The sequence below is a fragment of the Limosilactobacillus avium genome, from assembly GCF_947381485.1.
Classification (GTDB): Bacteria; Bacillota; Bacilli; order Lactobacillales; family Lactobacillaceae; genus Limosilactobacillus; species Limosilactobacillus avium.
Map to the genome: position 1 here is coordinate 25,525 of NZ_CANCWN010000007.1, position 24,849 is coordinate 50,373.

At 49.0% G+C, this 24,849-nt stretch carries 24 protein-coding genes, 1 riboswitch and 1 other annotated feature; of the genes, 2 read left to right on the plus strand and 22 right to left on the minus strand.

Features of this window, described 5'->3' with window-relative positions; genetic code table 11:
• Window positions 1-9: 9 nt before the first annotated feature.
• Genes QOS01_RS03720 through lysA form a run of 3 tightly spaced genes read right to left on the minus strand, consistent with a single transcriptional unit; the run spans window position 10 to window position 3,218 of the window.
• Window positions 10-1,158, minus strand: a complete 1,149-nt coding sequence (locus tag QOS01_RS03720) for an N-acetyldiaminopimelate deacetylase (RefSeq protein WP_283621174.1) — start codon at window positions 1,156-1,158, stop codon at window positions 10-12.
• Between the two features lie 2 nt (window positions 1,159-1,160).
• The gene (gene dapD, locus QOS01_RS03725) at window positions 1,161-1,871 is read right to left on the minus strand and encodes a 2,3,4,5-tetrahydropyridine-2,6-dicarboxylate N-acetyltransferase (protein WP_283621175.1); all 711 of its coding nucleotides are present in this window, start codon (window positions 1,869-1,871) and stop codon (window positions 1,161-1,163) included.
• A gap of 33 nt (window positions 1,872-1,904) precedes the next feature.
• Window positions 1,905-3,218, minus strand: coding sequence for a diaminopimelate decarboxylase (gene lysA / locus QOS01_RS03730; protein ID WP_283621176.1), 1,314 nt, complete (start codon window positions 3,216-3,218; stop codon window positions 1,905-1,907).
• 92 nt (window positions 3,219-3,310) lie between these two features.
• A riboswitch (Lysine riboswitch) is annotated at window positions 3,311-3,495 on the minus strand.
• 210 nt (window positions 3,496-3,705) lie between these two features.
• On the opposite strand from lysA, the gene QOS01_RS03735 reads away from it, so the two are divergent.
• The gene (locus QOS01_RS03735; protein ID WP_283621177.1) at window positions 3,706-5,064 is read left to right on the plus strand and encodes an aspartate kinase; all 1,359 of its coding nucleotides are present in this window, start codon (window positions 3,706-3,708) and stop codon (window positions 5,062-5,064) included.
• 14 nt (window positions 5,065-5,078) lie between these two features.
• A complete protein-coding gene (gene dapF / locus QOS01_RS03740) occupies window positions 5,079-6,086 on the plus strand; it encodes a diaminopimelate epimerase (RefSeq protein ID WP_283621178.1) in 1,008 nt (335 codons plus the stop codon).
• A gap of 36 nt (window positions 6,087-6,122) precedes the next feature.
• Here dapF and QOS01_RS03745 read toward each other — a convergent pair whose 3' ends face one another.
• The 19 genes from QOS01_RS03745 to QOS01_RS03835 form a co-directional block, all read right to left on the minus strand.
• Window positions 6,123-7,097, minus strand: coding sequence for a ribose-phosphate diphosphokinase (locus tag QOS01_RS03745; RefSeq protein WP_283621179.1), 975 nt, complete (start codon window positions 7,095-7,097; stop codon window positions 6,123-6,125).
• A gap of 75 nt (window positions 7,098-7,172) precedes the next feature.
• Complete coding sequence (gene recD2, locus QOS01_RS03750; RefSeq protein ID WP_283621180.1) at window positions 7,173-9,575, minus strand: SF1B family DNA helicase RecD2; 2,403 nt, start codon at window positions 9,573-9,575, stop codon at window positions 7,173-7,175.
• A gap of 20 nt (window positions 9,576-9,595) precedes the next feature.
• Window positions 9,596-10,285 carry a tetratricopeptide repeat protein gene (locus tag QOS01_RS03755; RefSeq protein ID WP_047767515.1) on the minus strand — a complete coding sequence of 230 codons (690 nt, stop codon included), beginning with the start codon at window positions 10,283-10,285 and terminating at the stop codon, window positions 9,596-9,598.
• Between the two features lie 15 nt (window positions 10,286-10,300).
• Entirely contained in the window at window positions 10,301-10,957 is a 657-nt protein-coding gene (locus QOS01_RS03760; protein ID WP_283621181.1) for a histidine phosphatase family protein, read from the minus strand.
• A 120-nt stretch (window positions 10,958-11,077) separates the two neighbouring features.
• Window positions 11,078-12,211 (minus strand): tRNA 2-thiouridine(34) synthase MnmA, encoded by a 1,134-nt coding sequence (gene mnmA / locus QOS01_RS03765; RefSeq protein ID WP_283621182.1) that lies wholly within the window; start codon window positions 12,209-12,211, stop codon window positions 11,078-11,080.
• Between the two features lie 102 nt (window positions 12,212-12,313).
• Window positions 12,314-12,664: a DUF1831 domain-containing protein gene (locus QOS01_RS03770; RefSeq protein WP_047767513.1), complete on the minus strand. Its 351-nt coding sequence runs from the start codon at window positions 12,662-12,664 to the stop codon at window positions 12,314-12,316.
• Window position 12,665: 1 nt separating this feature from the next.
• On the minus strand, window positions 12,666-13,832 hold the full coding sequence (locus tag QOS01_RS03775; RefSeq protein WP_283621183.1) for a cysteine desulfurase family protein: 1,167 nt from the start codon (window positions 13,830-13,832) through the stop codon (window positions 12,666-12,668).
• 14 nt (window positions 13,833-13,846) lie between these two features.
• A complete protein-coding gene (locus tag QOS01_RS03780) occupies window positions 13,847-14,545 on the minus strand; it encodes a 5'-methylthioadenosine/adenosylhomocysteine nucleosidase (RefSeq protein WP_283621184.1) in 699 nt (232 codons plus the stop codon).
• Window positions 14,546-14,559: 14 nt separating this feature from the next.
• Window positions 14,560-14,814, minus strand: a complete 255-nt coding sequence (locus tag QOS01_RS03785; protein ID WP_283621185.1) for a hypothetical protein — start codon at window positions 14,812-14,814, stop codon at window positions 14,560-14,562.
• A complete protein-coding gene (locus tag QOS01_RS03790; protein WP_283621186.1) occupies window positions 14,807-15,358 on the minus strand; it encodes an NUDIX hydrolase in 552 nt (183 codons plus the stop codon). Before QOS01_RS03790 ends, QOS01_RS03785 begins: the two co-directional genes overlap by 8 nt.
• 10 nt (window positions 15,359-15,368) lie before the next feature.
• Entirely contained in the window at window positions 15,369-15,572 is a 204-nt protein-coding gene (locus QOS01_RS03795) for a cold-shock protein (RefSeq protein WP_047767508.1), read from the minus strand.
• A 207-nt stretch (window positions 15,573-15,779) separates the two neighbouring features.
• Window positions 15,780-18,575 carry an isoleucine--tRNA ligase gene (gene ileS, locus QOS01_RS03800; RefSeq protein WP_283621187.1) on the minus strand — a complete coding sequence of 932 codons (2,796 nt, stop codon included), beginning with the start codon at window positions 18,573-18,575 and terminating at the stop codon, window positions 15,780-15,782.
• A 54-nt stretch (window positions 18,576-18,629) separates the two neighbouring features.
• Window positions 18,630-18,842, minus strand: a binding site (T-box leader).
• 23 nt (window positions 18,843-18,865) lie between these two features.
• Window positions 18,866-19,636: a DivIVA domain-containing protein gene (locus tag QOS01_RS03805; protein WP_283621188.1), complete on the minus strand. Its 771-nt coding sequence runs from the start codon at window positions 19,634-19,636 to the stop codon at window positions 18,866-18,868.
• Between the two features lie 18 nt (window positions 19,637-19,654).
• Window positions 19,655-20,446 carry a YlmH family RNA-binding protein gene (locus tag QOS01_RS03810; RefSeq protein WP_283621189.1) on the minus strand — a complete coding sequence of 264 codons (792 nt, stop codon included), beginning with the start codon at window positions 20,444-20,446 and terminating at the stop codon, window positions 19,655-19,657.
• A 4-nt stretch (window positions 20,447-20,450) separates the two neighbouring features.
• The gene (locus QOS01_RS03815; RefSeq protein WP_047767500.1) at window positions 20,451-20,714 is read right to left on the minus strand and encodes a YggT family protein; all 264 of its coding nucleotides are present in this window, start codon (window positions 20,712-20,714) and stop codon (window positions 20,451-20,453) included.
• A gap of 11 nt (window positions 20,715-20,725) precedes the next feature.
• Window positions 20,726-21,151: a cell division protein SepF gene (locus QOS01_RS03820; protein WP_283621190.1), complete on the minus strand. Its 426-nt coding sequence runs from the start codon at window positions 21,149-21,151 to the stop codon at window positions 20,726-20,728.
• 77 nt (window positions 21,152-21,228) lie between these two features.
• Window positions 21,229-22,488: a cell division protein FtsZ gene (gene ftsZ, locus QOS01_RS03825; RefSeq protein ID WP_283621191.1), complete on the minus strand. Its 1,260-nt coding sequence runs from the start codon at window positions 22,486-22,488 to the stop codon at window positions 21,229-21,231.
• A 19-nt stretch (window positions 22,489-22,507) separates the two neighbouring features.
• The gene (ftsA, locus tag QOS01_RS03830; RefSeq protein ID WP_283621192.1) at window positions 22,508-23,875 is read right to left on the minus strand and encodes a cell division protein FtsA; all 1,368 of its coding nucleotides are present in this window, start codon (window positions 23,873-23,875) and stop codon (window positions 22,508-22,510) included.
• Window positions 23,876-24,002: 127 nt separating this feature from the next.
• Window positions 24,003-24,839 (minus strand): cell division protein FtsQ/DivIB, encoded by an 837-nt coding sequence (locus QOS01_RS03835; protein ID WP_283621193.1) that lies wholly within the window; start codon window positions 24,837-24,839, stop codon window positions 24,003-24,005.
• Window positions 24,840-24,849 lie beyond the last annotated feature (10 nt).

Below are 24,849 nucleotides of genomic sequence, written 5' to 3' on the forward strand. Positions count from 1 at the left end.
ATTCCTCCATTACTTTGCCATCCGCGCATTCATAAAGCCAGTGATTGCATCAACGCCCCGCTTAATTGCCGCCTCATCAGGTGTTAAGGTCGCTGAGTGGAGCTGCGAATCATCATCGACACCAAGCCAGAACATCGTCCCTGGAAACTTCGCCAACAAGAAGCCAAAGTCTTCGCCAGTCATTGCCGGCGCAGTTTCGATAAAGTTGACGTCGGGGGCCTTTTGCATGTAGCCAATAAAGAACTTCGTTAACTGCGGGTTGTTTTCAACTGGCCAGTAACCACCCTGGTTAAGGCCAAGCTTAACATCCATGTTAAAGGAACGCCCGATTCCTTCACAAATATCTTGCAGGCGACCATCAATCTTTTCAATCATCTTCTGGGTCAGGCCGCGAATGGTTCCCTCAATCCGGGTATGGCCAGCAATTACGTTGCGAATACTGCCCCCACGAATTTTGCCAAGGGTAATAACGCCACTGTGAATGGGGTCGATACTCCGGGAGATAACCGTCTGCACCTGCATTATTAATGCTGCGGCCGCAACCACCGTGTCATTAGCATCTTGGGGGTAGGCAGCGTGCCCGCCCTTCCCATTCAAATCAATGTTCACTTCTGTGGTCCCCGCAAACAGCGTTCCCATCCGGCAGCCGATTGCCCCAGCGGGAAGGTCCGGATTATCGTGAAGACCATAAAACTCGTCCGGGCACCACTTACCGGAAAACAGACCTGCTTCGTAGGCCCGCTTACCACCGTAATCACTCTCTTCTGCCGGTTGGAAGAAGAAGAGCAAGTTATCCTTTGGCTGGTTTTCGGCAAAGTAGTTTAGCACGCCAAGGGCAACTGTCATGTGGATGTCATGGCCACAGGCGTGCATAACACCCGGGTGCTGGGATTTGAATGGTAGGCCCGTCTTTTCCTCCACTGGTAAAGCGTCAATGTCCGTCCGGTAACCAATTGTCCGTTGGGGGTTACTCCCCTGAACACGGACAAACAAGGCGGTCGGTAATTCTGGCGTCTCCCGAATTTCGAGGAACTGTTGGTTAAAGCCCTTGATTACAGAAAGAAGGTACTCATGGGTCTGGGTCTCATGAAGGGCCAACTCCGGAATTTGGTGGAGGTGGCGACGGATTTGAATAAGTTGCTCATTTGTTAGTGTCATAATTACAACTTCCTCAAATCGTCCTGCAGGGCCGTCTTGTCACTGGTCTGTTGGTCAACATTCTTAATAAACTTTGCGGGGACCCCGGCCACCATCGTGTGGGGAGCAACATCGTGGGTAACAATTGCCCCGGCAGCCACAACAGCACCTTCGCCAACATGGACACCTTCAATTACAACGGCGTTGGCCCCAATTAAAACGTTGTCATCAATCCGCACCGGTTGGGCACTTGCTGGTTCAACCACACCTGCTAAGACGGTCCCTGCACCGATGTGACAATGCTTACCAACAATGGCACGGCCACCAAGGACCGCCCCCATATCAATCATCGAGTCGGCACCAATTTCCGCACCAATGTTGATGATTGCCCCCATCATGATGACGGCATTATCACCAATTAGGACCTTGTCACGAATGATTGCCCCCGGTTCAATCCGGGCATTGATCCCCTTCAAATTGAGCAACGGTACGGCCGAATTACGGGCGTCATTTTCAATATGGTAGTCGGCAACCTTCTCCTTATTTTCTTCTAGGAAGGGCTTAACGTCGGCCCAGTCACCAAATAGCGTGGCGGTCTGTTTTTCCGGAAATACCTGCAGATTCTCTGGAAAGGTTAGTCCGTCAATGTCTCCCTTTAGAATGACCTTCACTGGGGTCTTCTTGGGAGCATTACCAATGTAGTTAATGATTGCTTGTGCATCTAGTTTTGCCATTTTTTTATTCCTCTTTCTTCCTATATAATGGAATTAATTTTGTTCGTAAGATTGGTCCAGGTGGGTCAGGTCCGCAAAAGTTTCCCGCTTAATAACCACTTGAGAATGACCGTTTTCCGCAAAGACCACGGCCGGACGTGGGTTCCGGTTATAGTTTGAGGCCATTGAATAACCGTAGGCACCCGTGTCCAGCATGGCCAAAACATCACCCGGTTTAGTCTTTGGTAAGGCTTGGTCCTGACACAGGATATCGCCCGATTCACAATACTTACCGGCTAAGCGAACGTGCTCAGTAAGTGGGGCTTGCGGGTCACTGGCCAGAACCGTCTCGTACTTAGCCTGGTAGAGGGCTGGACGAATGTTATCACCCATCCCCCCGTCAACCGTTACGTACGACTTCAGTCCTGGGAGGTCCTTCCGTGACCCCACCGTGTAGAGGTTATAACCGGCCGGGCCAACGATTGACCGGCCTGGTTCAATCCAGATTGCTGGCTTTCCCAAGTTAGTTGGCTGAACGGCCTTCTTAATCGCCTTGATGATGGCATCAACAAATTGCTCAGGACGGAGGGGCTGGTCATCCTTAACGTAGCGAATCCCAAAGCCACCGCCAACATTGATTACCTGTGCCTGGTAACCAAACTTCTTTTGCCAGTGGTCAGCAACCTCAACTAGCTTATTAGCCACCCCTTCAAAGCCCGCAACTTCAAAGATCTGCGAGCCAATGTGGGCGTGCAGGCCAATCAGGTCCATCCGCGGGTTAGCCAGTACCTTTTGCAGGGCTTCATCTGCCTGGCCAGAAGCGAGGTCAAAGCCAAACTTACTGTCAACCTGGCCAGTCTGAATGTACTTATTAGTGTGGGCAGAGATCCCAGGAGTGATCCGAATCATTACCTTTGTCTTTGCATCCAATTCGTTTAAGACCTGACTTAGGAGGTCAATTTCGTGGAAGTTATCAATGACGATTACCCCCACGTGGTTCTTAACCGCCATTACCAGCTCATCATAAGACTTGTTATTGCCGTGAAAGCTGGCCCGTTCCATTGGGAAGCCGGCCTGGATAGCGGTATACATTTCACCACCAGAGACCACGTCGATGTGGGCACCCTCCTGGTTAACCACTTGGTACATCGCAACTGCGGCAAAGGCCTTGCTGGCGTAAGAAACCGCGTATGAAACGTCGTTTTCTTCGAAGACCCGTTTAAAGGCGCGAATCTGTTGGCGAATCTGGCTAACATCATAAACAACCAGCGGTGTCTGGTACTCATGAGCTAAGTCAATCGCGTCACAGCCCCCAATTAGCAGGTGCCCTGCCTCATTAAGCTGGTCTGCGGTAATCTGTTCATTCATAATCAATTCCTCCAATTCATGTTGCCGGGGAAGTCGACCAATAAAAAATCCACTGTTTGCGCAGAACAAACAGTGGACTAAGTTCCATTCTCATTTGTCGATAGCGCAACGCAGGCTGATATTCGTCCTACGACAGTCCGTGGCTTATTCAACCACGCCCCAGTTAACCTGGCTCCTGTCAAGTCAAGCACTTCGGCAACCGCCCTGTTGAGGTAACCTCACTGCCCGACAGTGGCTCCATTACCCTACTTGTGTTGGCTGCACCTCTTCGATTTGTATTAAGCTTATAAAAAAATAATGAGAAAGTCAATAGGGATAATGAGGTCCGGAAAAGATCTACTCATTTTTAGCATTTGGTAAAACGTTTAATCATCAACATCATAAAATTATTTTACTTGCATGTTTGGTGAAACATGTTAGAATTCGATTAAAATTGTTTACGGAAAATTAGCATTTATTGGCGTTTTCCAGAAGGAGTTCTTAAGAAATGAAAGTTGTAAAGTTTGGTGGCAGTTCGCTCGCTGATGGCGAACACTTTGCCCAGGCAATTAATATTATCACTGCTGACCCCCAGCGCCGCGTCATCGTTACCTCAGCCCCCGGAAAGCGGAACAGTAAGGATACGAAGGTTACTGACCTTTTAATCCAGTATGCTAATGAAGTCCTAAACAACCAACCATACCAGCAAACGGTTGGCCAAATTATTAATCGCTACGTTGAAATTGCAAACTACTTTAACGTTCCCCAAGAAAAGTTGGCTCCCATCATTGGCCGCCTGAAGGAGTTGCCCAGCTGGCACTTTCCTAACCATAATTACCTGATGGCAACGTTCAAAGCCCATGGCGAGCGGTCAAATGCTAAATTGATGGCCCTGATCCTCCAGCAACAGGGGTACGAAGCCCGCTTTGTTACCCCAACGGAGGCGGGTATCCGGGTTACGGGGACGCCAAATAACGCAACCGTGATGCCCGAAACCTACTCTTTGTTGGACCACTTCTCGTTTAACGACAGCGAGCTCCTCGTTTTTCCTGGCTTTTATGGCATCACCCTGGCTGGTCACATTGCAACCTTCTCCCGGGGAGGTTCAGACATCACCGGCGCCATCCTTGCCCGGGGACTGCATGCAACAATGTATGAGAACTTCACCGATGTTGACGCCATTTACGCAGCTAACCCGGCCGTAGTTGACCATCCGCAGGCAATCACTAAGATGACCTACCGGGAAATGCGGGAATTGTCCTACGCGGGCTTCTCGGTCTTTCATGATGAGGCCCTAATCCCCGCCATCCAGGGTAATATTCCAATTAACGTTAAGAATACCCAGCATCCGGAAAAGCCAGGGACCTTGATCGTTCCCGATAAGGGCTTTCAGCCGGCGGATATTGTTACCGGGGTTGTCAGTGGCAAGCACTTTGCCGCGCTCTACCTGCATAAGTACCTCCTGAACAAGGAATCCGGATTTACCCTCCGGATCCTGAATATTCTCGCCCGGCACGATATTTCTTACGAGCACATGCCATCCGGGATTGACGACATCACCCTAATTCTGGACCGGAACCAGTTAGATGACGAATTGGTCGACGTGATTTGTAACGAAATTCAAGAAGAGATTAACCCCGACCAGTTGGAATGGATCGACAACTACGCAATTACGATGGTGGTTGGTGAGGGAATGCGTAATCGAACCGGTGTGATTAACGATATCTTGACGCCCCTAACGGAGGAAAACATCCCCGTCCCAATGATCAACCAGGGGGCATCCCGCATTTCAATTATGATTGGTACCTACGACCGCGATGCTGATAAGGCGGTCCGGGCAATTTACCACCGCTTCTTTGCAAACTAGGAGGAGATTAACAAATGGCAAATTTAATAAAAGTCCACGGATCACAAAATAGTTTCTTCATCTTGGACCAAACCAAGCTAAAGACGGCATTAACTGATGACCAACTGCGCAAGCTCGCCCAGCACCTTACCAACCACCAAACGGGACTCCTTGGCGGTGCTGACGGTCTCTTAGTCGTTAATAAACCGACCCGGCCCGGTGCACTTGCCCAAATGCGGGTAATCAATGCGGACGGCAGTGAAGCCTCAATGTGCGGGAATGGTCTGCGGACCGTTGCCCGTTACCTTGCAGAACGGGACCAAAAGAAGTCCTTTAAGGTGGATACCATGGACGCAAGTCTCCAGGTACGCCGTGAAAAGGACTTCGCTCCAGATGTACCGGCCTTTGCCGTGGAGATATCACCCGTTCGTTTTAACAAGGAGGCCCTCCCCTTTGACAATCTCGGTCATGATCGCCTTTTGGGAACCCTAGTACCGGAGCTTGCTCCGCAGTTGACCTTCTCCGCAATCGCTATTCCTAACCCCCACCTAATCTCATTCGTGAGTCAGAAAGTAATTGAGGGTCCGCTCCTTGGTGAATTGGGGCCCTATTTAAACGGTGACAACCCCTACTTCAGTGATGGCGTGAACGTCAACTTTGCCCATATCATAGGTCCAAACCGCCTCTTTGTCCGGACCTATGAACGAGGTGTCGGGTTCACCAATGCTTGCGGGACCGGGATGTCTGCCACTAGCTTAGCCTTTGTCCTTTTGCATGGTGACCAGGGAGCCTTCGATGAACCAATTACCGTTTACAATCCGGGCGGAATGGTTAAGACAGTTGTCCACTACCAGGATCGTCGTTACTGGGTCGAACTGGTCGGCAACGCCACCTTCACCCACCATATCAAGGTTGAAGAAGCAGACCTCCACCAGGCAAGTGTAAACGCGGAAAATTGTACGATTACAGCAACTGGTGAGCAAGCAGCCTATGAGCAATTCATTCGCCACCTGCCGAAGTTTAATTTGAGTCAACGGAACTAAAAAAGACGCGGAAATTAATTCCGCGTCTTTTTTAGTTTACCGGTTAAACAGCGTATCAATTGATTGGTGGTTGTGAATGCGCACAATTGCTTCCTTCAACAGGTCGGCAACTGATAACTGGACCAATTTGTCAAACTTTTTCTCCTCGGGAAGGTGAATCGTGTCAGTCACGACTAACTTCTCAAGCTGCGAGTTCTGCAGGGTTTGAACCGCATTACCAGAAAGAACCGCGTGGGTGGCAACGCCGTAAACGTCCTTTGCCCCGAACTTCTTCAGTGCTTGAGCGGAAAGCTTCATCCGGACCCCGGTATCGACAATGTCGTCAACAACCAGTGCCGTCTTACCCTTAACGTCACCAATGACGTATTCGGGAACTTCCTGAACCGTCTGTTCCCGAACTTCATCGGCACGGTTATCGATAATGGCAATTGGGGCCTTAATTCTTTCCGCAAACTTACGAGCAAAGCTGACACCAGCGTGGTCGGGAGCAACAACAACGGTGTCGTCGTTGATTAGTCCTTGCTTGTCAAAGTAGTTGGCAAACAAGCTCGTTGCTTGCAAGTGGTCAACTGGAATATCAAAAAATCCTTGCACCTGGGCAGCGTGGAGGTCGATCGTAACCAGCCGGTCAATTTTGTCCATTTCAAGCAGGTTAGCAACCAGCTTGGCCGTAATTGGTTCCCGGCTGCGTGCCTTGCGGTCCTGACGCGCGTACCCATAGTAAGGCATCACCACATTGATCTTGGCGGCACTTGCCCGGCGAAGGGCATCAACCATGATCAGTAGCTCCATTAAGTTAGTGTTAACGGGATCGGATACGGACTGGATTACGTATACCTCACATCCCCGCACACTTTCGTCAATTGTAATCTTGATCTCCCCATCAGCAAAGTGGTTATCAGAGGCCTTACTTAGAGGTAGACCAATCTTCTCGGCGATTGCTTCTGCCAGCGGGTAATTTGAATTTAATGCAAACAAACGGACATTTTGAGCATTCTTGATTTGCGTCATTATTGTACTCCCTTTGATTTTCTAGCTGTTTAAACCCTATTATCGCAACAAATGGTGGTGCAATCAAGCCTTAGTTTAAAGGTCTCCTGGGCGAATTCCGTCCATGCCAATCAGTGGGTCAATCGTGCCCTGCTCGATTAGCGCCGGTGTTAAGACCGTTTCACCGCCAGTCGTGGGGGCAGACGGCGAAGGTGACTGAACATCCCCTGCGGTTGACTGTTTATGCCACTTTTCATTTAACCGTTGCAGCAGGGTCGTTTGGCGATTAGTACCAACATTGCGAACCGCCATTGCCATTGCCGAAGCCTCGCCCATCATGATTAGCTTATCCGCGGCGCGCGTAATTGCAGTATAAATCAGGTTTCGCTGCAACATCCGGCTGAACTGACGCACCACTGGCAGTAAGACCATCTTAAACTGGCTCCCCTGGGACTTATGAATCGAAATTGCGTAAGCTAACTGTAGCTGATTCCATTCCATCCGGGAGTATTTAACCTCGTTTCCGTCGAAATCAATCGTCATGCTCGGAGCCTTTTGCCCCTTTTCCGTGCCTTCAATGGCAACAATCTTACCGATGTCCCCGTTAAAGACGTTGTTCTCTGGACTGTTGACCAGTTGTAAAACCTTATCGCCAACCCGGAAGGTCTGTCCCCGGTACTCAACTGACTGCTTGGACTGACTGGCGGGATTATAAACATCTTGGGCAAGCTCGTTTAGGTTATCCACGCCGGCCATCCCGCGATACATCGGGGCCAAGATCTGCACATCCGCTGGTGAATAGCCCCGCTCCTCACTCTTTTTAATGATTTGTTCAACGACGTCCGGAACCTGACCCGCATGACAGGGAATGAACGACCGGTCCGCCTTCTTAGCCATCAGATCAGCGGGCAAACGGCCTTCCTTAATTGCGTGGGCAAGTGGAATGATCGTCGAATCGGCCGCCTGACGGTGAATATCGACCAGTTCAATCTTAGGCAACTCGTCAAAGGACAGGAGGTCATGGAATACCTGTCCGGGACCTACTGACGGTAGCTGGTCCTTATCGCCCACCAGGACAACGTGCATCGCGGTTGGGACCGCCTGAATTAACGTTTTAAACAGGAGGGTGTCCACCATCGACATCTCGTCAACAATCAGCAGGGAGCCCTTCAAATCGCGGGCACTAATGTCCGTTGGCATTTCCCGACCGTTTAACCCTAACAAACGGTGAATTGTGCTTGCCGGAAGGTCAGTAGTCTCACTCATCCGCTTGGCAGCACGGCCGGTCGGGGCAGCGAGCAGGATGGGAAAGGCCTTCCCCTTGTAATCGTTGACTTCTAAAGACAGTTGGTAGACCTTAGCATAACATTCGACGATGGCCCGGATAATGGTCGTTTTCCCGGTCCCTGGTCCCCCCGTCAACAGCATGATTTTATTGTTGAGAGCGGTTTTGACTGCTTGAACCTGGACCCGGTCATACTTGATACCCGTTTCCTTCTCTGTCCGCTTCAACGTCGCCATGATCGTCTCATCAGCAATCTGCTCCTCGTCCGTGCCCATCAGGCGTTGCAGGTGGTCGGCAATTTGGTATTCGGCCCGGTAGAGGCTGGTCGGGTACAGGCGATCATCTTCATAGTTAATTTGGTGTTTCTTCTCCATCGCAACGATCTGATCCGCAACGGTATTACTGTCCGCAAACCGACCGTCGCCATTGAGGAGCTGGAGGCTGTTAGCGAGGAGGGGCTTGATACTGGTGTAGGTATCCCCCGTGGCCATTGTGAGGTCGTCTAAGGACTGGACAACCGCCGCGTTAATCCGGCGGGGGTCGTTACCGGCAATCCCTAACTTAGCGGCAACCTGGTCAGCGCGCTTGAAGCTAATACCATCAATGTCCGCCGCGAGCTGGTAGGGATTTTCCTTAATCACCTGGAGGGCATCTTCACCGTAACGGTCGACAATGGAGGAAATCAGGTTACTTCCGAAGCCAAAGTCATTAAGGCCAATTATTACCTGATCAAGTCCCTGGTTAGCCTGGAGGTTTTCCACCAGTGAATCACGGACAGCCTTACGAAGGTTTAGGGGGTCTAAGACATGGGGATCAGCAGTAATCTTATCGATGGCGTTAGTGCCTAGGGCATCAACCACCTTTTCGGCCGTCTTCTGTCCGACACCCGGAAACTGCTTGCTGGCCAGGAATTCCACCAGGCCCCCACGACTGGTCGGCCGGTTGACGTGGTATGATTGCGCCTGAAACTGCCAACCATAACGGGGATGTTCAATAAGTTGTCCCTCAAAACGGTAAGTCTGGTCATCACTCAGGTCACCGAAGCTTCCCGTTACCGTGATCTCGTTTTCGTCCCAATCAAAGTTGGCGTCTTCCACCGAGACCGCCAATACCTTGTAGAAGGAATCCGGGCTGGTAAAAATCTCGGACTGAACCTGGCCAACAAAAAAAGACGGCTCCTGTGGCGTCTTAAATAAATCCATTTCCGTTGCCATTGAAGTCATCCTTTCCAGCACTATTTATTCTTTTTTGATTGTGTTTTTTGGAGCGTCTTTTCAATATCCGCTAACCGTTGTTCACTCTTTTGGTAATAAGTTGGGTTTAACTGCTTAGCCTGGGTTAAGTAATCGGTGTACGGTTCACCCAGCACCATGGCTACCAGTCCCCGGTTGAACTGGGTATCCGCACGGCCAGGGTGACGTTTCAAAATCGCGTCATAGTATTTCTTAGCCTCCGCAAATTCACCAAGGGCCAAGAGAGAATCACCAATGACCTGGTTGATTTCCGGATCCTGGGCCCGTAACTCATGAGCCGTCAAGCCGTATGCAACCGCCTGCTTATGCTGCCCCTTCTTCATGTAACTCTGGGCAAGCATCAAGTATGAGTCAGCCTTTAATTTGTCATCATCAATCTTATTGTAAAGCTTAATTGCCGCATTTGGTTTCCCCACTTCGTAGTAAAGGTTACCAAGTCCGTAGTTTAACAGGTTGATTGCTGACTGATCTTTTTTGGCCTCAAAAATTCCCAGGGCCTTCATAAACAGTTCTTCCGCCTGTTCATAGTCGTTTAGCCGGGTCAGCAAGGAACCGAGGTCATAGTAGTTATTCACCTTTTCCGGATGTTCATCAATTGCCCGGATCAGCTTATGAACTAGCTTTTCCGTTTCCCGCTTTTCACTTTGCTTTAACTCATTCTTCTCTGTCATCACTGCCACCCCTTATTAGATTGTATCAGTTGGATCGACCTTGGTCTTGTGTAGATAAGTTGTATCATTCCACTTCTCAAGTGTGAAGTGTTCGGCATCATCCGTCTTTAAAATAGTTGTTGAGGTATTACTCAACCCGCCCCGGTCCTTTAAATGCGGAAGGGGGGTCCCAATCAGGGCGTTTATCGTGGCGTTCAGTGCCGCCCCGTGTGAAACAATTAAGATGTTGGAATCCGGATTAACACGGCAAAACTCTTTAACGGCTGAGCCCACCCGGTCAATCACCTGCTGGAAACTTTCACTACCCGTGACTTCTTCATTATAACGGTCAGGATGGTGGCGGAAATTGTTTAGTTCGTCTGGCCACTTCTTAGCAACGTCATCGAAGTGCATTCCCTCCATTTTTCCCAGATTAAACTCCATCAGGCGGCTATCAATCGTTAACGGGATCGGTTGATCAAGGTGACTAATCAACTTTTGCGCAGTTACCCGTGCTCGTCGTAAGGGACTTGCATATACATGCGCAAAGGAGACCTTCTTCAAGGACTGGGCTAGCAATTCAATTTCCTGGTAGCTTGTCTTTAAAAGTGGTGAATCGCCATGGGCTCCCTGGTAACGAGACTGAAGATTCCATTCTGTTTTTCCATGTCGAATTAGATAAACTTTTGTCATTGTTAATCGCGGACCTTTTTTATATATTATCTTACCAAAAATATTATGAATGTTCACATTGATTGTGAAATATGTATAAGCAGGCAATAAGCATGCCCGCTTGAATAAATTCTATGTTAATTAAACGTACTGTAACTGCCGTTCGTTATTGTATGCCCGGTCAATAATGGCGCTTCCCAGGCACTCTTGGCCGTCATAGAAGACGACCGCTTGTCCCGGAGTGATTGCCCGCGCTGGGTCGTCAAATTCAACCGTCACATGCTGACTATCTTCAGCGATGTGGGCAGTTACCCCGACATCTTTTTGCCGGTAGCGGAACTTAGCCGTGCAGTGGAAGTCATGTCCATAACGGCTGACAACATCGTCAACCCACTGGATGTCACTGGCTTCCAGGTGGGTGGCATAGAGGTGCTCATTGTGGTAGCCCTGACCGACGTAGAGGATATTCTTCTTAATATCCTTGCCAATCACAAACCAAGGCTCGTTGCTCTTCTTATTACCACCCAGGCCAAGGCCCCGACGTTGACCAATGGTGTAGTACATTAATCCCATGTGTTGGCCAACAACTTGGCCATCAACGGTCTCCATGTTTCCCGGCTGGGCGGGAATATACTGACTCAAGAACTCACGGAAATGGCCGTCTTCACCAATGAAGCAGATCCCAACGGAGTCCTTTTTATCCGCCGTGGCCAGGCCGGCTTCCTTGGCAATCTGACGAATCTCCGGCTTAGTGTAATTAGCCAGGGGAAACATCACCTTATCCAGTTGGTGGTAGTCCAGTTGACTTAAGAAGTAGGTCTGATCCTTATGCTGGTCCTTTGCCCGCATCAAGTGCATCCGCCCATCGGCATCCCGCTTTAGATCAGCATAGTGACCGGTAGCCACGTAGTCTGCACCCAACTGGTTAGCATAGTCGATGAAGGCCTTGAACTTGATCTCCTTGTTGCAAATAACGTCTGGATTGGGTGTCCGTCCCTTTTTGTATTCTGCGATGAAGTACTTAAAGACCCGATCCCAGTATTCCTTCTCGAAGTTAACCGAGTAGTAAGGAATACCAATCTTGGCTGCTACCTTGGCGACATCCTTATAGTCTTCAGTCGCGGTACAGACACCGTTTTCGTCCGTATCGTCCCAGTTCTTCATGAAGACGCCAACGACATCATAGCCCTGCCGCTTTAACAGTAGCGCGGTTACTGAAGAGTCGACACCCCCACTCATCCCGACAACGACACGGGTGTGACTGTGGTCAGTCATTATTAATCACCATCATTTCAAATAGATTCTGGAATAATCTACGATTGAAGGTCGCATGCATCCAGTATCGTACATTGTACCAAAGTCCTTTCAGGACTGCACCTATTTTTGCCCGTCACTTTTAAATACGTTTCTTTTGAGCATTTCATCTAAAATAAAGTGATACTGCTCAACAAATTCCGCTGACCGTTGGTGGTTAAAAATATTGATCTTCCGGGCCCCGTTTCCGGTGACGGTTTCCATCTTGAACCCGGTCAAGTCAGCATTAATTAAAATCCGGAGCCGGGCCACGGGCTTAAAGGGGTTATCAGTATCAAGGCTCCCCTTGTACTCGAAGTTCCCCCGCTTGGTTTCTTCAAAGCCGAGGTCAATCAGGGCGTACCGTTTGACTTCCGGACTTAGCGAATAGGTAGTCTGGTCCCCCGGCACCTTAACTTTTTTAGCAAAATCCACTTTAATTTGCCCCCTTATCGAGCTTATTAAGCTTGTCGACAATCTTGACAATTGCCGCAATCAACTTATCAATGTCTTCATCCGTGTTTAGCACCCCAAAGCTAATCCGGATTGATTCACTAATCCGCGGGCTATCCGGACCAAACATCGCCGTCAAGACATGGGAGGGTTCAATGCTCCCCGCGGTACATGCCGACCCACCAGAAACCGCAATGCCAGCTAAGTCCAAGTCGGTTTGCATGACATAGGTTGAGATACCCTTGAACCAGATGTTCAGGACGTGGTTTAGATTATCCGGACTGATTTGACCGTTCACCTCAAAGGGGATGTGGTTGTCCTTGAGTCCCTGCACAATCTTCTGCTTGAAGTGGTAATAGCGTGTCTGCCGGGCTTGCTTTTCGTCTGGTGTATCAATTGCCACCGCCTTGGCAAAGGCCGCAATTGCGGGAACATTTTCGGTCCCTGCACGACGCTTGGTTTCCTGGTCCCCGCCCTTGATAAAGCTTGGGAAGCTAATTCCCTCACGGCGGTACAAGAAGCCCATCATCTTCGGCCCGTTTAACTTGTGGGCAGAGGTCGATAAGAGGTCAATATGGTCCTTTTTTACGTCAATCGGCAACAAGCCATAAGCCTGAACGGCGTCGGTATGGAACCAGGCCTGGTGGTCCTTAAGGATTTCACCAATTTCGTGAATTGGCATCCGGCTACCAACCTCGTTATTCCCCATCATGATTGTAACGAGAATCGTGTCATCGCGAAGTGCCGCTTTAAAATCGGCCAGGGAAATATTACCGTTCTCATCGACGGGGAGGTAGGTTACCTCAAAGCCATGTTGTTCAAGAAAATGCAGTGGCTTGAGAACCGCCTCATGTTCGATGGCAGTAGTGATGATGTGCTTCCCCAATTTTTGCCGGGTGAAAGCGGTCTGGATGATGGCGGTATTATCACTCTCCGTCCCCCCGCTGGTAAACACAATCTCGTTATCATCGGCATTAATACTCTGGGCGATTACGTGGCGACTGTTCTCCATTACTAGCTTAGCGTGCCGGCCGTAGGAGTATCCAGTGGACGCATTCCCCCATGATTCCTTCATCTGCCTAGTCATTTCATCAATGACTTCCGGAGTCATCGGCGTCGTTGCCGCATTATCGAGGTAAATTTCGTTCACGACCAACCTTCCTTTCATTGTGCAGCCCGGTCAGCAAACAATTGCAAAAGCATTTTGGCTGACCGCTTCCCGGCATCAATAATAAAATCATCAAAGCTGACGCCGGCATCCTCATCGCCAGTATCAGACATTGCCCGGACAACCACGTACGGGACATCGTGATCAGTGGCAACTTGGCCAACCGCTGCCCCTTCCATTTCACTGGAGAGGGCATCAGGGAAGTGGGCGAGAATCTGGTCAATTGCCTTCTTGCTGGCGATAAACTGGTCGCCAGAAACAATTAATCCCTGCTTGACGTTCAAGCCAGTTTTTTCACCGGCCTTCTTCAGTGCTGTCCCCCACTCTTTGGAGGCAAGAAAGCGGGGTTCCTTACCCGGAAGTTGGCCGTACTTGTAGTCAAACGCCGTGGCGTCAACATCATGGTAGGCGGTTGCTGTCGAGATAACAACATCCCCCACGTGCAGCCCCTGGCCAATTCCGCCCGCAGAGCCTGAGTTAATCACCACATCAGCATGACAGTCCGTAATCAGGTGTTCAGTCGTTATTCCGGCCTCAACCTTACCAATTCCTGATTCTACCAGGACAACATCCTGACCGCTGATTTGTCCCATGAAGTAGTCCTTGCCACCGATTTTTTTGGCAACACCACCAACCAACTGGGCCTTAAGTTCCTTGATCTCCTCTGGCATCGCACAGATAATTCCAAAACGCATTTTAAATAACTCCTTTACCCAACAAAAAATAAAACTAAATAGACAATAATGATTGCCACGATGAGGCCAACAATTGCAATGTTAAGCTTCCGCTTCAGGACAGCTGTTTTTTCTTCACGGCTTTTGCCCTCCTGGTCTTGCGCGTAGTGCTGGCGGGTTTGTTCTCCGCCTTCTTCTTCCTGTCCAGCAGCTCTTTTTTGGGCAAGCTGCTCACGGTACTGCTTTCGCGAAAGCTGTTCTTCAGGAAACGGCGGCTTTTGATTATCCATTGGCCCTCATTCCCTGCCAATAATAAATGGCCATAATTGTTTTCGCATCTTCAATCTCACCGGACGCAATCATCGCTTGTGCCTCATTCAAACTAACCTTTTTCACGACTAGCTCTTCGTCTTGGTCCTTGGGAAGGGCGTTGGCAACCGGGGATAAGTCGGTTGCCAAATACAGGGTCATGTATTCGTCCATACACCCAACTGAGGTATAGAAGCTGGAAAGCTTCTCTAGTTTACCGGCCTGAAGACGGGTTTCTTCGTTCAGTTCCCGCCTTGCAGCATGGTCCGCACTTGCCTGGTCCCGGGAATCGACCTTGCCAGCCGGGATTTCCAAGGTGGTCTTAGCAACTGGGGTCCGCCACTGCTTTTCTAGCAACATCTTATTATCATTAGTGATGGCCAGAATGGCCACGGCGGGAGCGTGATGAACGATTTCCCGTTGGGCGATATTGCCCTCAGGGGTCTTTACCTGTTGAACTTCAACATTAATCAGGTGGCCGTCAAATACCTCTTTGCTGCTAATCGGTTTTTCCGTAAAATCCATCGTATCCCTCCTAGCGAATTACTCTGACGTGGGCGGCTTGCGGGCCCTTATGTCCCTGAACAATCACCAGTGAAACATCTTCACCGGCCTGAAGGACCCGCCGCCTGGTGCCCTCAATACCACTGTAATGAACAAAGATCTCACCTTCGTGAGGGACGGTAATGAACCCCCACCCCTTTTGCTCATCAAAACTTTTGACTTTTCCTTTAAGCATATTTTCACCTGCCAATAAAAATAGGAGTTGTGGAAATTTCCCGCAACCCCTATTAAAAATAAGTCTGATTAATATATCACTACTCAAGTAACCTTGCGGGGTTAAGATACGAAAGGTTGCCCTTTCACATTATCTCTTCCCATTTTACACCGCAAGAAAATCAATGTCACCGTTTGGCACCTTGAGCAAGAAATTATATCACTTTTTTTACTTTTCCAATCCGGTCTCCACCGTCTCCGGGAAGTTCGTCCGGACAATCTTAGCACACCGTGCACAAAGCATTGGGTAAGCATCATCGGTGCCCACGTCTTCCTTGACCATCCGACAACGTGCACAGGTTTCACCCGTTGCTGGTGAAACCTTAACAGCAACACCGTCTTCGTACTTGTCAGCATCCGCCGGTGCTTCGTCAAATGGGTGCAAGTGCAAGGCAGATACCCCAAGCAGGAGCGCAACGTTTTCGTTTAAGCTATCAACTAGCTTTTGTTGGTTAGCATCCAGGTAAAGATCAACCGCTGCTTCAAGGGACTTACCAATTTGCTTATCATTCCGGGCTTCTTCTAGTCCCTTCAGAACGTGGGAACGGACCTCCATGAACTGCTCCCACTTATCCAGGAGTTCAGTCTCATTAGCAAAAGTCCGGGCATCAGGGATCTCCGTCAGTTGAGCAAATTGTTCTGGCTCATCCATGTACTCCCAAACCTCTTCAGTGGTGTGGGGAAGGATTGGCGTCAAAAGCTTAACCATCGTCAGCAAGATGTTGTAGAAGACCGTTTGCATTGACCGCCGTGCGTGTGAATCGGCTGGTTCAATGTACAGAACGTCCTTTGCCAGGTTCATGTAGAAGGCGGAAAGGTCATTGTTGACGAAGTTGATGAGCAGCTTGTAAGCATCCAGGAAGTCGTATTCGTCAAAGTAGTCCCGCATCTTCTTCAAGAAGTGGTTAAGCTTGACCATCATGTACTGGTCGACACTGGCCATCTTCTCATAGGAAACCGTGTTTTCTGCTGGCTTGAAGTCACCCGTGTTGGCCAGCAGGAAGCGGAAGGTGTTCCGCAACTTCCGGTAGGCTTCGGAGATCTGCTGGAAGGTCCCCATGGAAACCCGGACATCGGCAGAGGTATCAGCCGACATTACCCACAGACGAATAATTTCGGCCCCCATCTGCTTAACGACCTTGTTCGGGTCAATGACGTTCCCCATCGACTTCGACATCTTCTTCCCCTTCTTATCAAGGGTGAAGCCTTGGGAAACGATTCCCTTATAAGGAGCCTTACCAGAGCAAACCACACTGGTAATCAGACTAGAGTTGAACCAACCCCGGTACTGGTCAGAACCTTCCAGGTACAGGCCAGCCGGGTAGGTCAGGTAGTCCCGTTCTGCCAGAACACCCTGGTGAGAAGAACCGGAATCAAACCAAACATCCATGATGTCCGTTTCCTTAGTAAACTTCCCGTGTGGTGAGTGTTCATTGGTGTATCCATCCGGAAGCAGGTCCTTAGCATCCCGGTCAAACCAAACGTTGGAGCCGTACTTGGCAAACAAGTCAGCAACGTGGTTAATGGTCTCTTCTTCCATAATTGGTGTTCCATCTTCAGCGTAGAAGATTGGCAGTGGAACGCCCCAGACACGTTGCCGGGAAATTACCCAGTCGCCACGGTCCTTGATCATGTTCCGGAGACGAACCTTCCCCCAGGATGGCTTGTATTCAACATCTTCCAGGGCGTTCAGAATATCCTGACGCATCTTGTCAATGGAGACAAACCACTGGTCAGTGGCCCGGAAGATAATTGGCTTCTTGGTCCGCCAATCGAATGGGTAGGAGTGCTTCAAAGGTTCTTCAAGCAGGAGGGCACCATTTTCTTCCAGCTTCTTCAAGGAAACATCATCCGCATCCTGGTAGAAGACCCCGTCAAAGTCGGCACCATTTTCCTTAGTCAGGACCCCTTGGTCATTGATTGGGGCAAAGATTGGCAGGTTGTATTCCAAACCAAAGTGGTAGTCATCGTCACCATAGCCAGGAGCCGTGTGAACTAAGCCAGTCCCAGCATCAGCAGTAACGTAGTCCGCCGTCCCTACCAAAATGTCACGGTCGAGGTAAGGGTGCTTGGTAACCATCCCGTCAAGGTCTGTTCCGGCGAGGTGCTTAACAACCTCGTAGTTCTTCCAACCGAGCTTTTTGGCAACTCCTTCAAGCAATTCAGTGCCAATTACAAATTGCCGGTCATCATCAGCTGGCTTAACAACCGAATAATCGAACTTACCATTGACCGCCACAGCTTCAGAAGCGGGAACGGTCCATGGCGTCGTCGTCCAAACAACTAAGTAGGTATTGTCATCAAGAATACCCTTACCGTCCTTTACCTGCTCAGCAAAGAAGGCTGTCTTGGCAACAACGTCGTGGTATTCAACTTCGGCTTCCGCCAGTGCTGATTCTGAGGACCAGGACCAGTAAACAGGCTTTTTAGCCTGGTAGAGTAAGCCCTTCTTGGCAAACTCACCGAAGACCCGAACCTGGGCAGCTTCAAATTCCTTATCAAGGGTCAAGTACGGGTGATCCCATTCACCACTAACCCCTAGCCGCTTGAAGTCGGTACGCTGCTTGTCGACCTGCTCTAAGGCGTACTTGCAACACAGGTCCCGGAATTCGGATGTGGACATCTTCTTGCGGTCGTAGCCGGACTTAGTCAATTGGTGTTCGATTGGCAGCCCGTGAGTATCCCAGCCAGGAACATAGGGTGCCCGAAAGCCCGTCATTGACTTGTAACGAACAATGAAGTCCTTGGAAATCTTATTCATGGCGTGGCCAATATGAATGTTACCATTGGCGTACGGGGGGCCATCGTGAAGCACAAAGGTTGGCTTCCCCTCATTCAATTTTTGTCGTAATTGGTAAACTTTATTTTCTTCCCAAAGCTGCTCACGTTTAGCTTCGGTTACCGGCAACTTCCCCCGCATGGGGAACTTGGTCCGGCCAAGATTTAACGTATCTTTAACCCGCATAACAACTACTCCTTTCTCTTACCCTAGTAAACCGAAATAAAAAAGCTCCATCCCTGAAGGGACGAAGCTATCGTGGTACCACCCATTTTCAAGGCCAATTTAGGCCTCCTCTTGTCATTGATAACGGTCATGAGCCGGTCGCGCCTACTATTGTTGAGCACGACACTCAGAGACGATCAGGACTAAACGTCGACCATCAGTCTCACACCAAAACTACTGACTCGCTGGGGTCGGGTGGTAAAATCCACTTCTCTTCAACGTTTTATTTAAGTTTACTAGCTAATTTATCTCTAGTTCTTTTCCTCGTCACTGTCCGGGAAGACAACCACCGTTTCCCCTGAATCTGCGGGAACAACGGGCTGTTCACTAGCCGCTGGTTGTTCTGATGCTGCCGATTCCGGGTTGGTTGGTGCAGATGATGCCGGCTCAACAGCTGGTTGGTCAGCAAAGCTCTCATCTGCTGGGGATGCGGAACTAATTGCTGTTGATTCTACACTTTCCGATGAATTCTTGTCAAGGTCATTTCCAAACATCTTTTGAATTTCGTCGTATTGTTCTGGATTATCATCCGCAAGTAGTTTGTCCCACTCATCACTCTTAACAACTTCCAGTTGTGATTCAAGCATAACCTGCAAGCGTTGCCGGAAAATCCGGGTCTGCTTCTTCAGGTCGTTGGTTTCGGTCGTCAGTTTCCGGGCTTCTTCAGTTGTGTGGTCAATAACTTGGTTGGACTTTTCATTTGCTTCAGAAACGATGTCAGTAGCCTGCTTCTGCGCTTCACGAACCATGATGTCCGCTTCCCGTTTGGCATTGCTCTTCACCTTGTCAGCCGCTTCCTGGGCTACCAGGATTGATTTGTTAAGGGAGTCCTTCAGTTCACTAAAGTACTTCAGCTTCTCTTCGTCCGCCTTAACGGTCTCTTTTAACGCATGATTTTCTTCGGTTAATTCTTGAACCGTTTGTGAAACCTCTTGAATGAAGTTCTTAACTTCTTCCTGGTTGAAGCCCCGCATTTTAGTTGAAAAGTTTTGTTTATTAATTTGTTCCACAGTTAAAGCCATTTTTATTTCCTCCAAATATTATGCATGCACAACTGATAGTTTGATTTTATCCTTACCCTTCCGTGTCTTGCCATCATCTTCATCCAGCCGTAAGCGGCCAGCATGGCGAACCGAGATTAGGTCATGAACGACAACTTGTTCATCCGGCCGGGTGACATCCTCCCAGTTAAGCCGGACCATGCCATGCTCAATTAATGTCTTCGCCCGGTTACGGGAGTAATTAAAGCCGGCCGCAACGATGCTGTCCAGGCGTAAGGAGGTCACGGTCGTCGCTACCGCTTCCCAATCTTCGACGGGGGTTAACACCGCGGCTGGATCATTTACTGAAAGCCACTTAACCTTTGCCCGGCCAACATGGTGCACACTTGTCCGTAAGTACTGGGCCATGGAAGTTGTCACTACAACTTGCCACCGTCCCTGGTCACCTAAGATATCACCAAACGCGCTCCGTTCCATCCCTTCGCCAATTAAGGTTCCCATAATCTGTCGGTGGTGGAGTTCCACGAACTTAGTTGGGTAGTCAACCTCTAAGACTTGGAGGTCGAAGTCACTATCCTGGGGTTCGTAATACGGTGGATAAAATAGGAGTCGTTGCATTTCGGCACCTTTCCAACCACCGTTACTAACCACTTTGACCTGGTCATCATGACGGTTGGCCATTGTTTGTGCAATATAACGCTGCCGCGGGTTCAAAAAGGAAGTAAGAACCGGGCGATACTGGTCAATTGTCGTACTGATCCAGTCCGCGACTTGATCGATAAAAGGACCTTCGTTCGGTCGAAAATGTTGTTTAATATTTTCTTCTGCCATTTTTCTAACCAAACATTCCTGCTAAAGCAGAAAGACCTGACTGCGCAAGGTAAAGGACGAAAATCGCCACGACCGGTGAAAAACTAATTCCGCCCAGTGGTGGGATAAAGTTGAACCAACTCATGTACGGTTCAACCAGCCGGTCAATGATTTCGCCCAGTCGTGTTCCCCGCGCATTCGGGAACCATGAAAGGAGACACCAAATCACGATAACCCAAATATAAGCATCAATTAAGCTGTTTAAGACCCAAAAAATAAAGCCAAGCATGCTTTTTCTCCTTAATTATTAAAACTGTCTGTCTCTGCCTTTAAGTTACTGGACAGATTTCCCGAAAGTTCAAAATTATTCGGGGCGCAAAGAAAGATTTCCTTTCCAATGCGTTTCATTTCACCATTGATGGCGTAGACTGCGCCGTTGAGAAAATCAACCATCCGGGCCGCCGCCTTAGTGTCCATCTGGGTAAAGTTGACAACGATTGCCCGCCCGGCCAGTAGCTGGGAAGCAATTTGTTTTACATCCGCATACATCCGTGGCTCGTACAGTGAAATCTGACTGATGTTCTGACTGCCCCGTTTGGCGCGACTTTCGTTAAAGGAAACAACCTTGTTATTTCCCTTTGCTGGTGCAGCAGGGGCATCGTCATAATACTCTTCTTCTTCAATTCCGTCATCGCCGAAAAGGCTCTTGAGAAATTTTGCAGCCATTATAGGACCTCCTTCATAAATACTAAAAAGAGGTGTAATCTAACTCGCTTGTTAAACCACTCCCCCTTAGTTTTTAACTATTTACGACGATTCTTAAAGAATGGTGGCGTCGATAAATTAGTGTCATCGTTATCATCGGAATTAGCCGTATCATCATTGAAGACATTAAATTCCGGCTTATCAACATGTGAAAATTGATTATCACTATTTTCCCGTTGGTCATCGGCAGTTGCCGTTGGGTCATTCCAACCATCAAACGGGTCACTGTTCTCCTCTTGGCCGCCATTATTTTGGTTAGCAGGCCGGTCAGTAGCAGCGGGACGACTTGGCCGGTTGAGCGGTTGCGCCTGCTTAACTTGTGGCTGACTCTTCTTTGGCTTGTCAATTCCGGTGGCAATGACCGTAACCCGTACTTCATCACCCATATTCTTGTCTAAGGACATCCCAAAGGAAATATCCACGTTGGTACCAGCAGCCTGCTTGATCACATCAGAAGCTTCCTGAGCTTCGTACATGGCCATGTCTTCGCTACCAGTGATGTCCATTAAGACGTGTTGCGCACCGTCAATGGAGAGTTCCAGGAGTGGGGAGGAAATTGCCTTCTTAGTTGCCTCAGTGGCCCGGTTTTCACCAGTAGAAGAACCAACACCCATCAAGGCAGCTCCTTGGTTGGACATCAGCGTCTTAATGTCGGCAAAGTCCAGGTTAATGTACCCTGGGGTAACAATCAGGTCTGAAATCCCTTGGACACCCTGACGCAGGACATTATCGGCTTCCTTAAATGCTTCCATCATTGGCGTCTTCTTGTCAATCATTTCCAACAAGCGGTTGTTAGCGACAATAATCAGGGTATCAACGTTAGACTTCAGTTTTTCCAAACCTTCAACCGCAAACTTGCCCCGCCGTGGACCTTCAAAGGAGAATGGCCGGGTAACAACGCCGACGGTTAAGGCCCCACTGTCCTTGGCAAGCTTAGCAACAACCGGCGCCGCACCGGTCCCGGTTCCACCACCCATACCAGCGGTGATGAAGACCATGTCTGCACCTTCGAGGACCTTCTTAATTGCCTCTTCGCTTTCTTGGGCGGCCTTTTCACCGACTTCTGGGTTAGAACCCGCACCAAGCCCCTTGGTAAGCTTAGGTCCTAATTGAATCTTTGTGGAAGCCTTAGAACTATTGAGGGCCTGAAGGTCAGTGTTGGCAACAATAAAGTCAACCCCCTGAACCTTTTCGGTAATCATCCGGTTAACGGCGTTTCCACCACCGCCACCGACACCGATGACCTTAATACGTGCCCCGGCAAATTCGTTTTCCATTGTGCTTGTATCGTTATCCATTTACTTCTCCTCCGTGACTTTAATCAAATAGGTTGTCAAACATACCCTTTAACCGGTTACCAAACGAATGCTTTTCCTTTTTTGGCGTTGACCGTTTTTCTTGCCGCGAATGGTTAGCCTCACGTGCTGGTTGCGCCTGCTTATTTGACCACTGGTGAACCATTTGGCGCCCACCGTCAGCAGACTTTTCGTCTTCTCGTGGGCTTTCTATTATATCAGGTTGTTGGATCGTCTGCTTAATGAGTTTATCAACATCCGACAACTGGCTTTCGTACATGGCCAGTGCCAAACCGGCAGCATAACCGGGGTGACGAATTCCCATCTGTTCTGGTGCATAAATCTTAATGCGACCCGCAAAGTATTGCTGAGCCAACTCCTTAACACCAGGCATTGCTGCACCACCACCGATAATTGTGACTCCCCCAGGTAATTCTGGAGCATGAATGCTTTGCAGACGCTGGTGGATTCGTTCAAAGATTTGCCGCATCCGGGCCTCAATTACTTCGGCCAGGTATTCTTCGGTAAATTGAACGGGCTCATTCTTACCGACAACGTTAACATTGATTTCCGCTTCTTCGTCGGCAAGCGTGTGGTCAGCATAACCATGGTTAAGCTTCAACTGTTCCGCATTCTTTAATGAAGTATTGAGGACCGTTGAAATGTCCTTGGTGACGTACTGGCCACCTTCCGGATCAACGAAGGTATACTTCAACTGGTGATCATGGATGATGCTGGTGGTTGTCTGACCGCCACCAAGGTCAATCACGACCGTGCCAAAGTCCTGCTCACCGTCATTAAGAAGGTTAAAGTCCGTTGCAATTGGTTCAATGACAAAGTCTTTAATTTCATAACCAGCTCTTTGAACCGCCTTTTTGGTGTTATGAATAATGGTTTTAGGACCGGTGTATAGCGTTGCTTTCATTTCCAAGCGGACACTAACCATTCCCCGTGGATCCTTGATTCCGCCGAAGCCATCAACAGAGAACTCGGTAGGAATCAGGTCTAAAACTGTCCGCTCTGGTGGAATATTTTGTGTTAGGGTTTCTCTGGCAACATCATTAACATCACTGTTGACAATCTCGCGCGACTGTCCCTGTGATGCAATGGTAATCATTCCATGAACCTTTTGCATTTGTAAGTAGTTGGCGGGGAGGCCAACAATAAGTTTTTTGATACTAAGATTGGATTTTTCCTCTGCTTTAGCAACCGCTTGTGAGATAGCATGGGCGGTCTTATCGATATCAACGATTACGCCATGGTTAAGTCCGGTGGAAGGAGCAACCCCCACCCCGACAACTTTTAATTGCCCTTTAACATTCTCGCATACTAATGCCTTAATCGAGGTGGTTCCAATATCCAATCCAACAAATACTTCTGAATTATCCATCTGAACGGCACCTTCCTAAAACTATTAAATATACTCAATTAAAAATTTTGTATTTTAAATTATACCTAAGTAAGATTTTACCACATATTATTCACTTCAAAAATGCTTTCCCCAATCTTTTCTAAAATCATTTGTCATGGGACCCGTAGCTGTACGAGTAAGCACCCACTTGAAGGTCAATAACCCCAGGATCCTTCATTGTCGCCGCAATTCCTGGGTAATAGGCTAACTTCTTACCAACCGTTTTATAATCCGCGTATACGGTATTACCATCCCGCATGTAGATAACTAACCGTCGTGGCGAGATCTTGTTAGGACGGTACGCGATTGCTGAAATACCATTCCGAATCACTGGCTTGACTTTGCCAATCTGCACCGCAGTTTTTCTTAACGCTGTCCGGTTCTTACCGAATCCCTGGTATGTAATCTTACTCTTGTCGCTCTTTGCCGCCTGCAGCTGACCATTTGCTAAGACGTCATAATCGCGCTGCTTGATTTCAACCAACCCAACAACCGGATTTTCCTGAACAGTAATTTTAACCGCCTGTGGGCCGGTGACACGAACCCGAATACTTTTAACTTGCGGGTTCTTCTTGTGGGCACTTTGGCTGAGGGCATTCCGGTTAGCGTAGACCCCCCAAATGTAACGTCCCGGGTGAATCTGGGTTGCTTTTTCAATCTGGCGGACACTTAATTCGTTGTTACCAACCACTTGGATCTGTTTGATCTTGCTGAGCGGTGAAATAACGTAAAGGGCGAGCAGGAAAATCCCACCAAAGAGACAAACCAGTTTGGCGACCCGTTCTCCACTGGTGAAATACCGGTACCGCTTGATTTTATGGACCTTATGACCAATTCTTTCGCCACCCTTATGGGGATGGTCAGCTTGGGCACGACGCTTTTCCAGGGCGGTTAAACGTTGTGCATATTGTTGGTGTTCTGGAATGAAATGAGACTTATCCAAGCCAACCTCC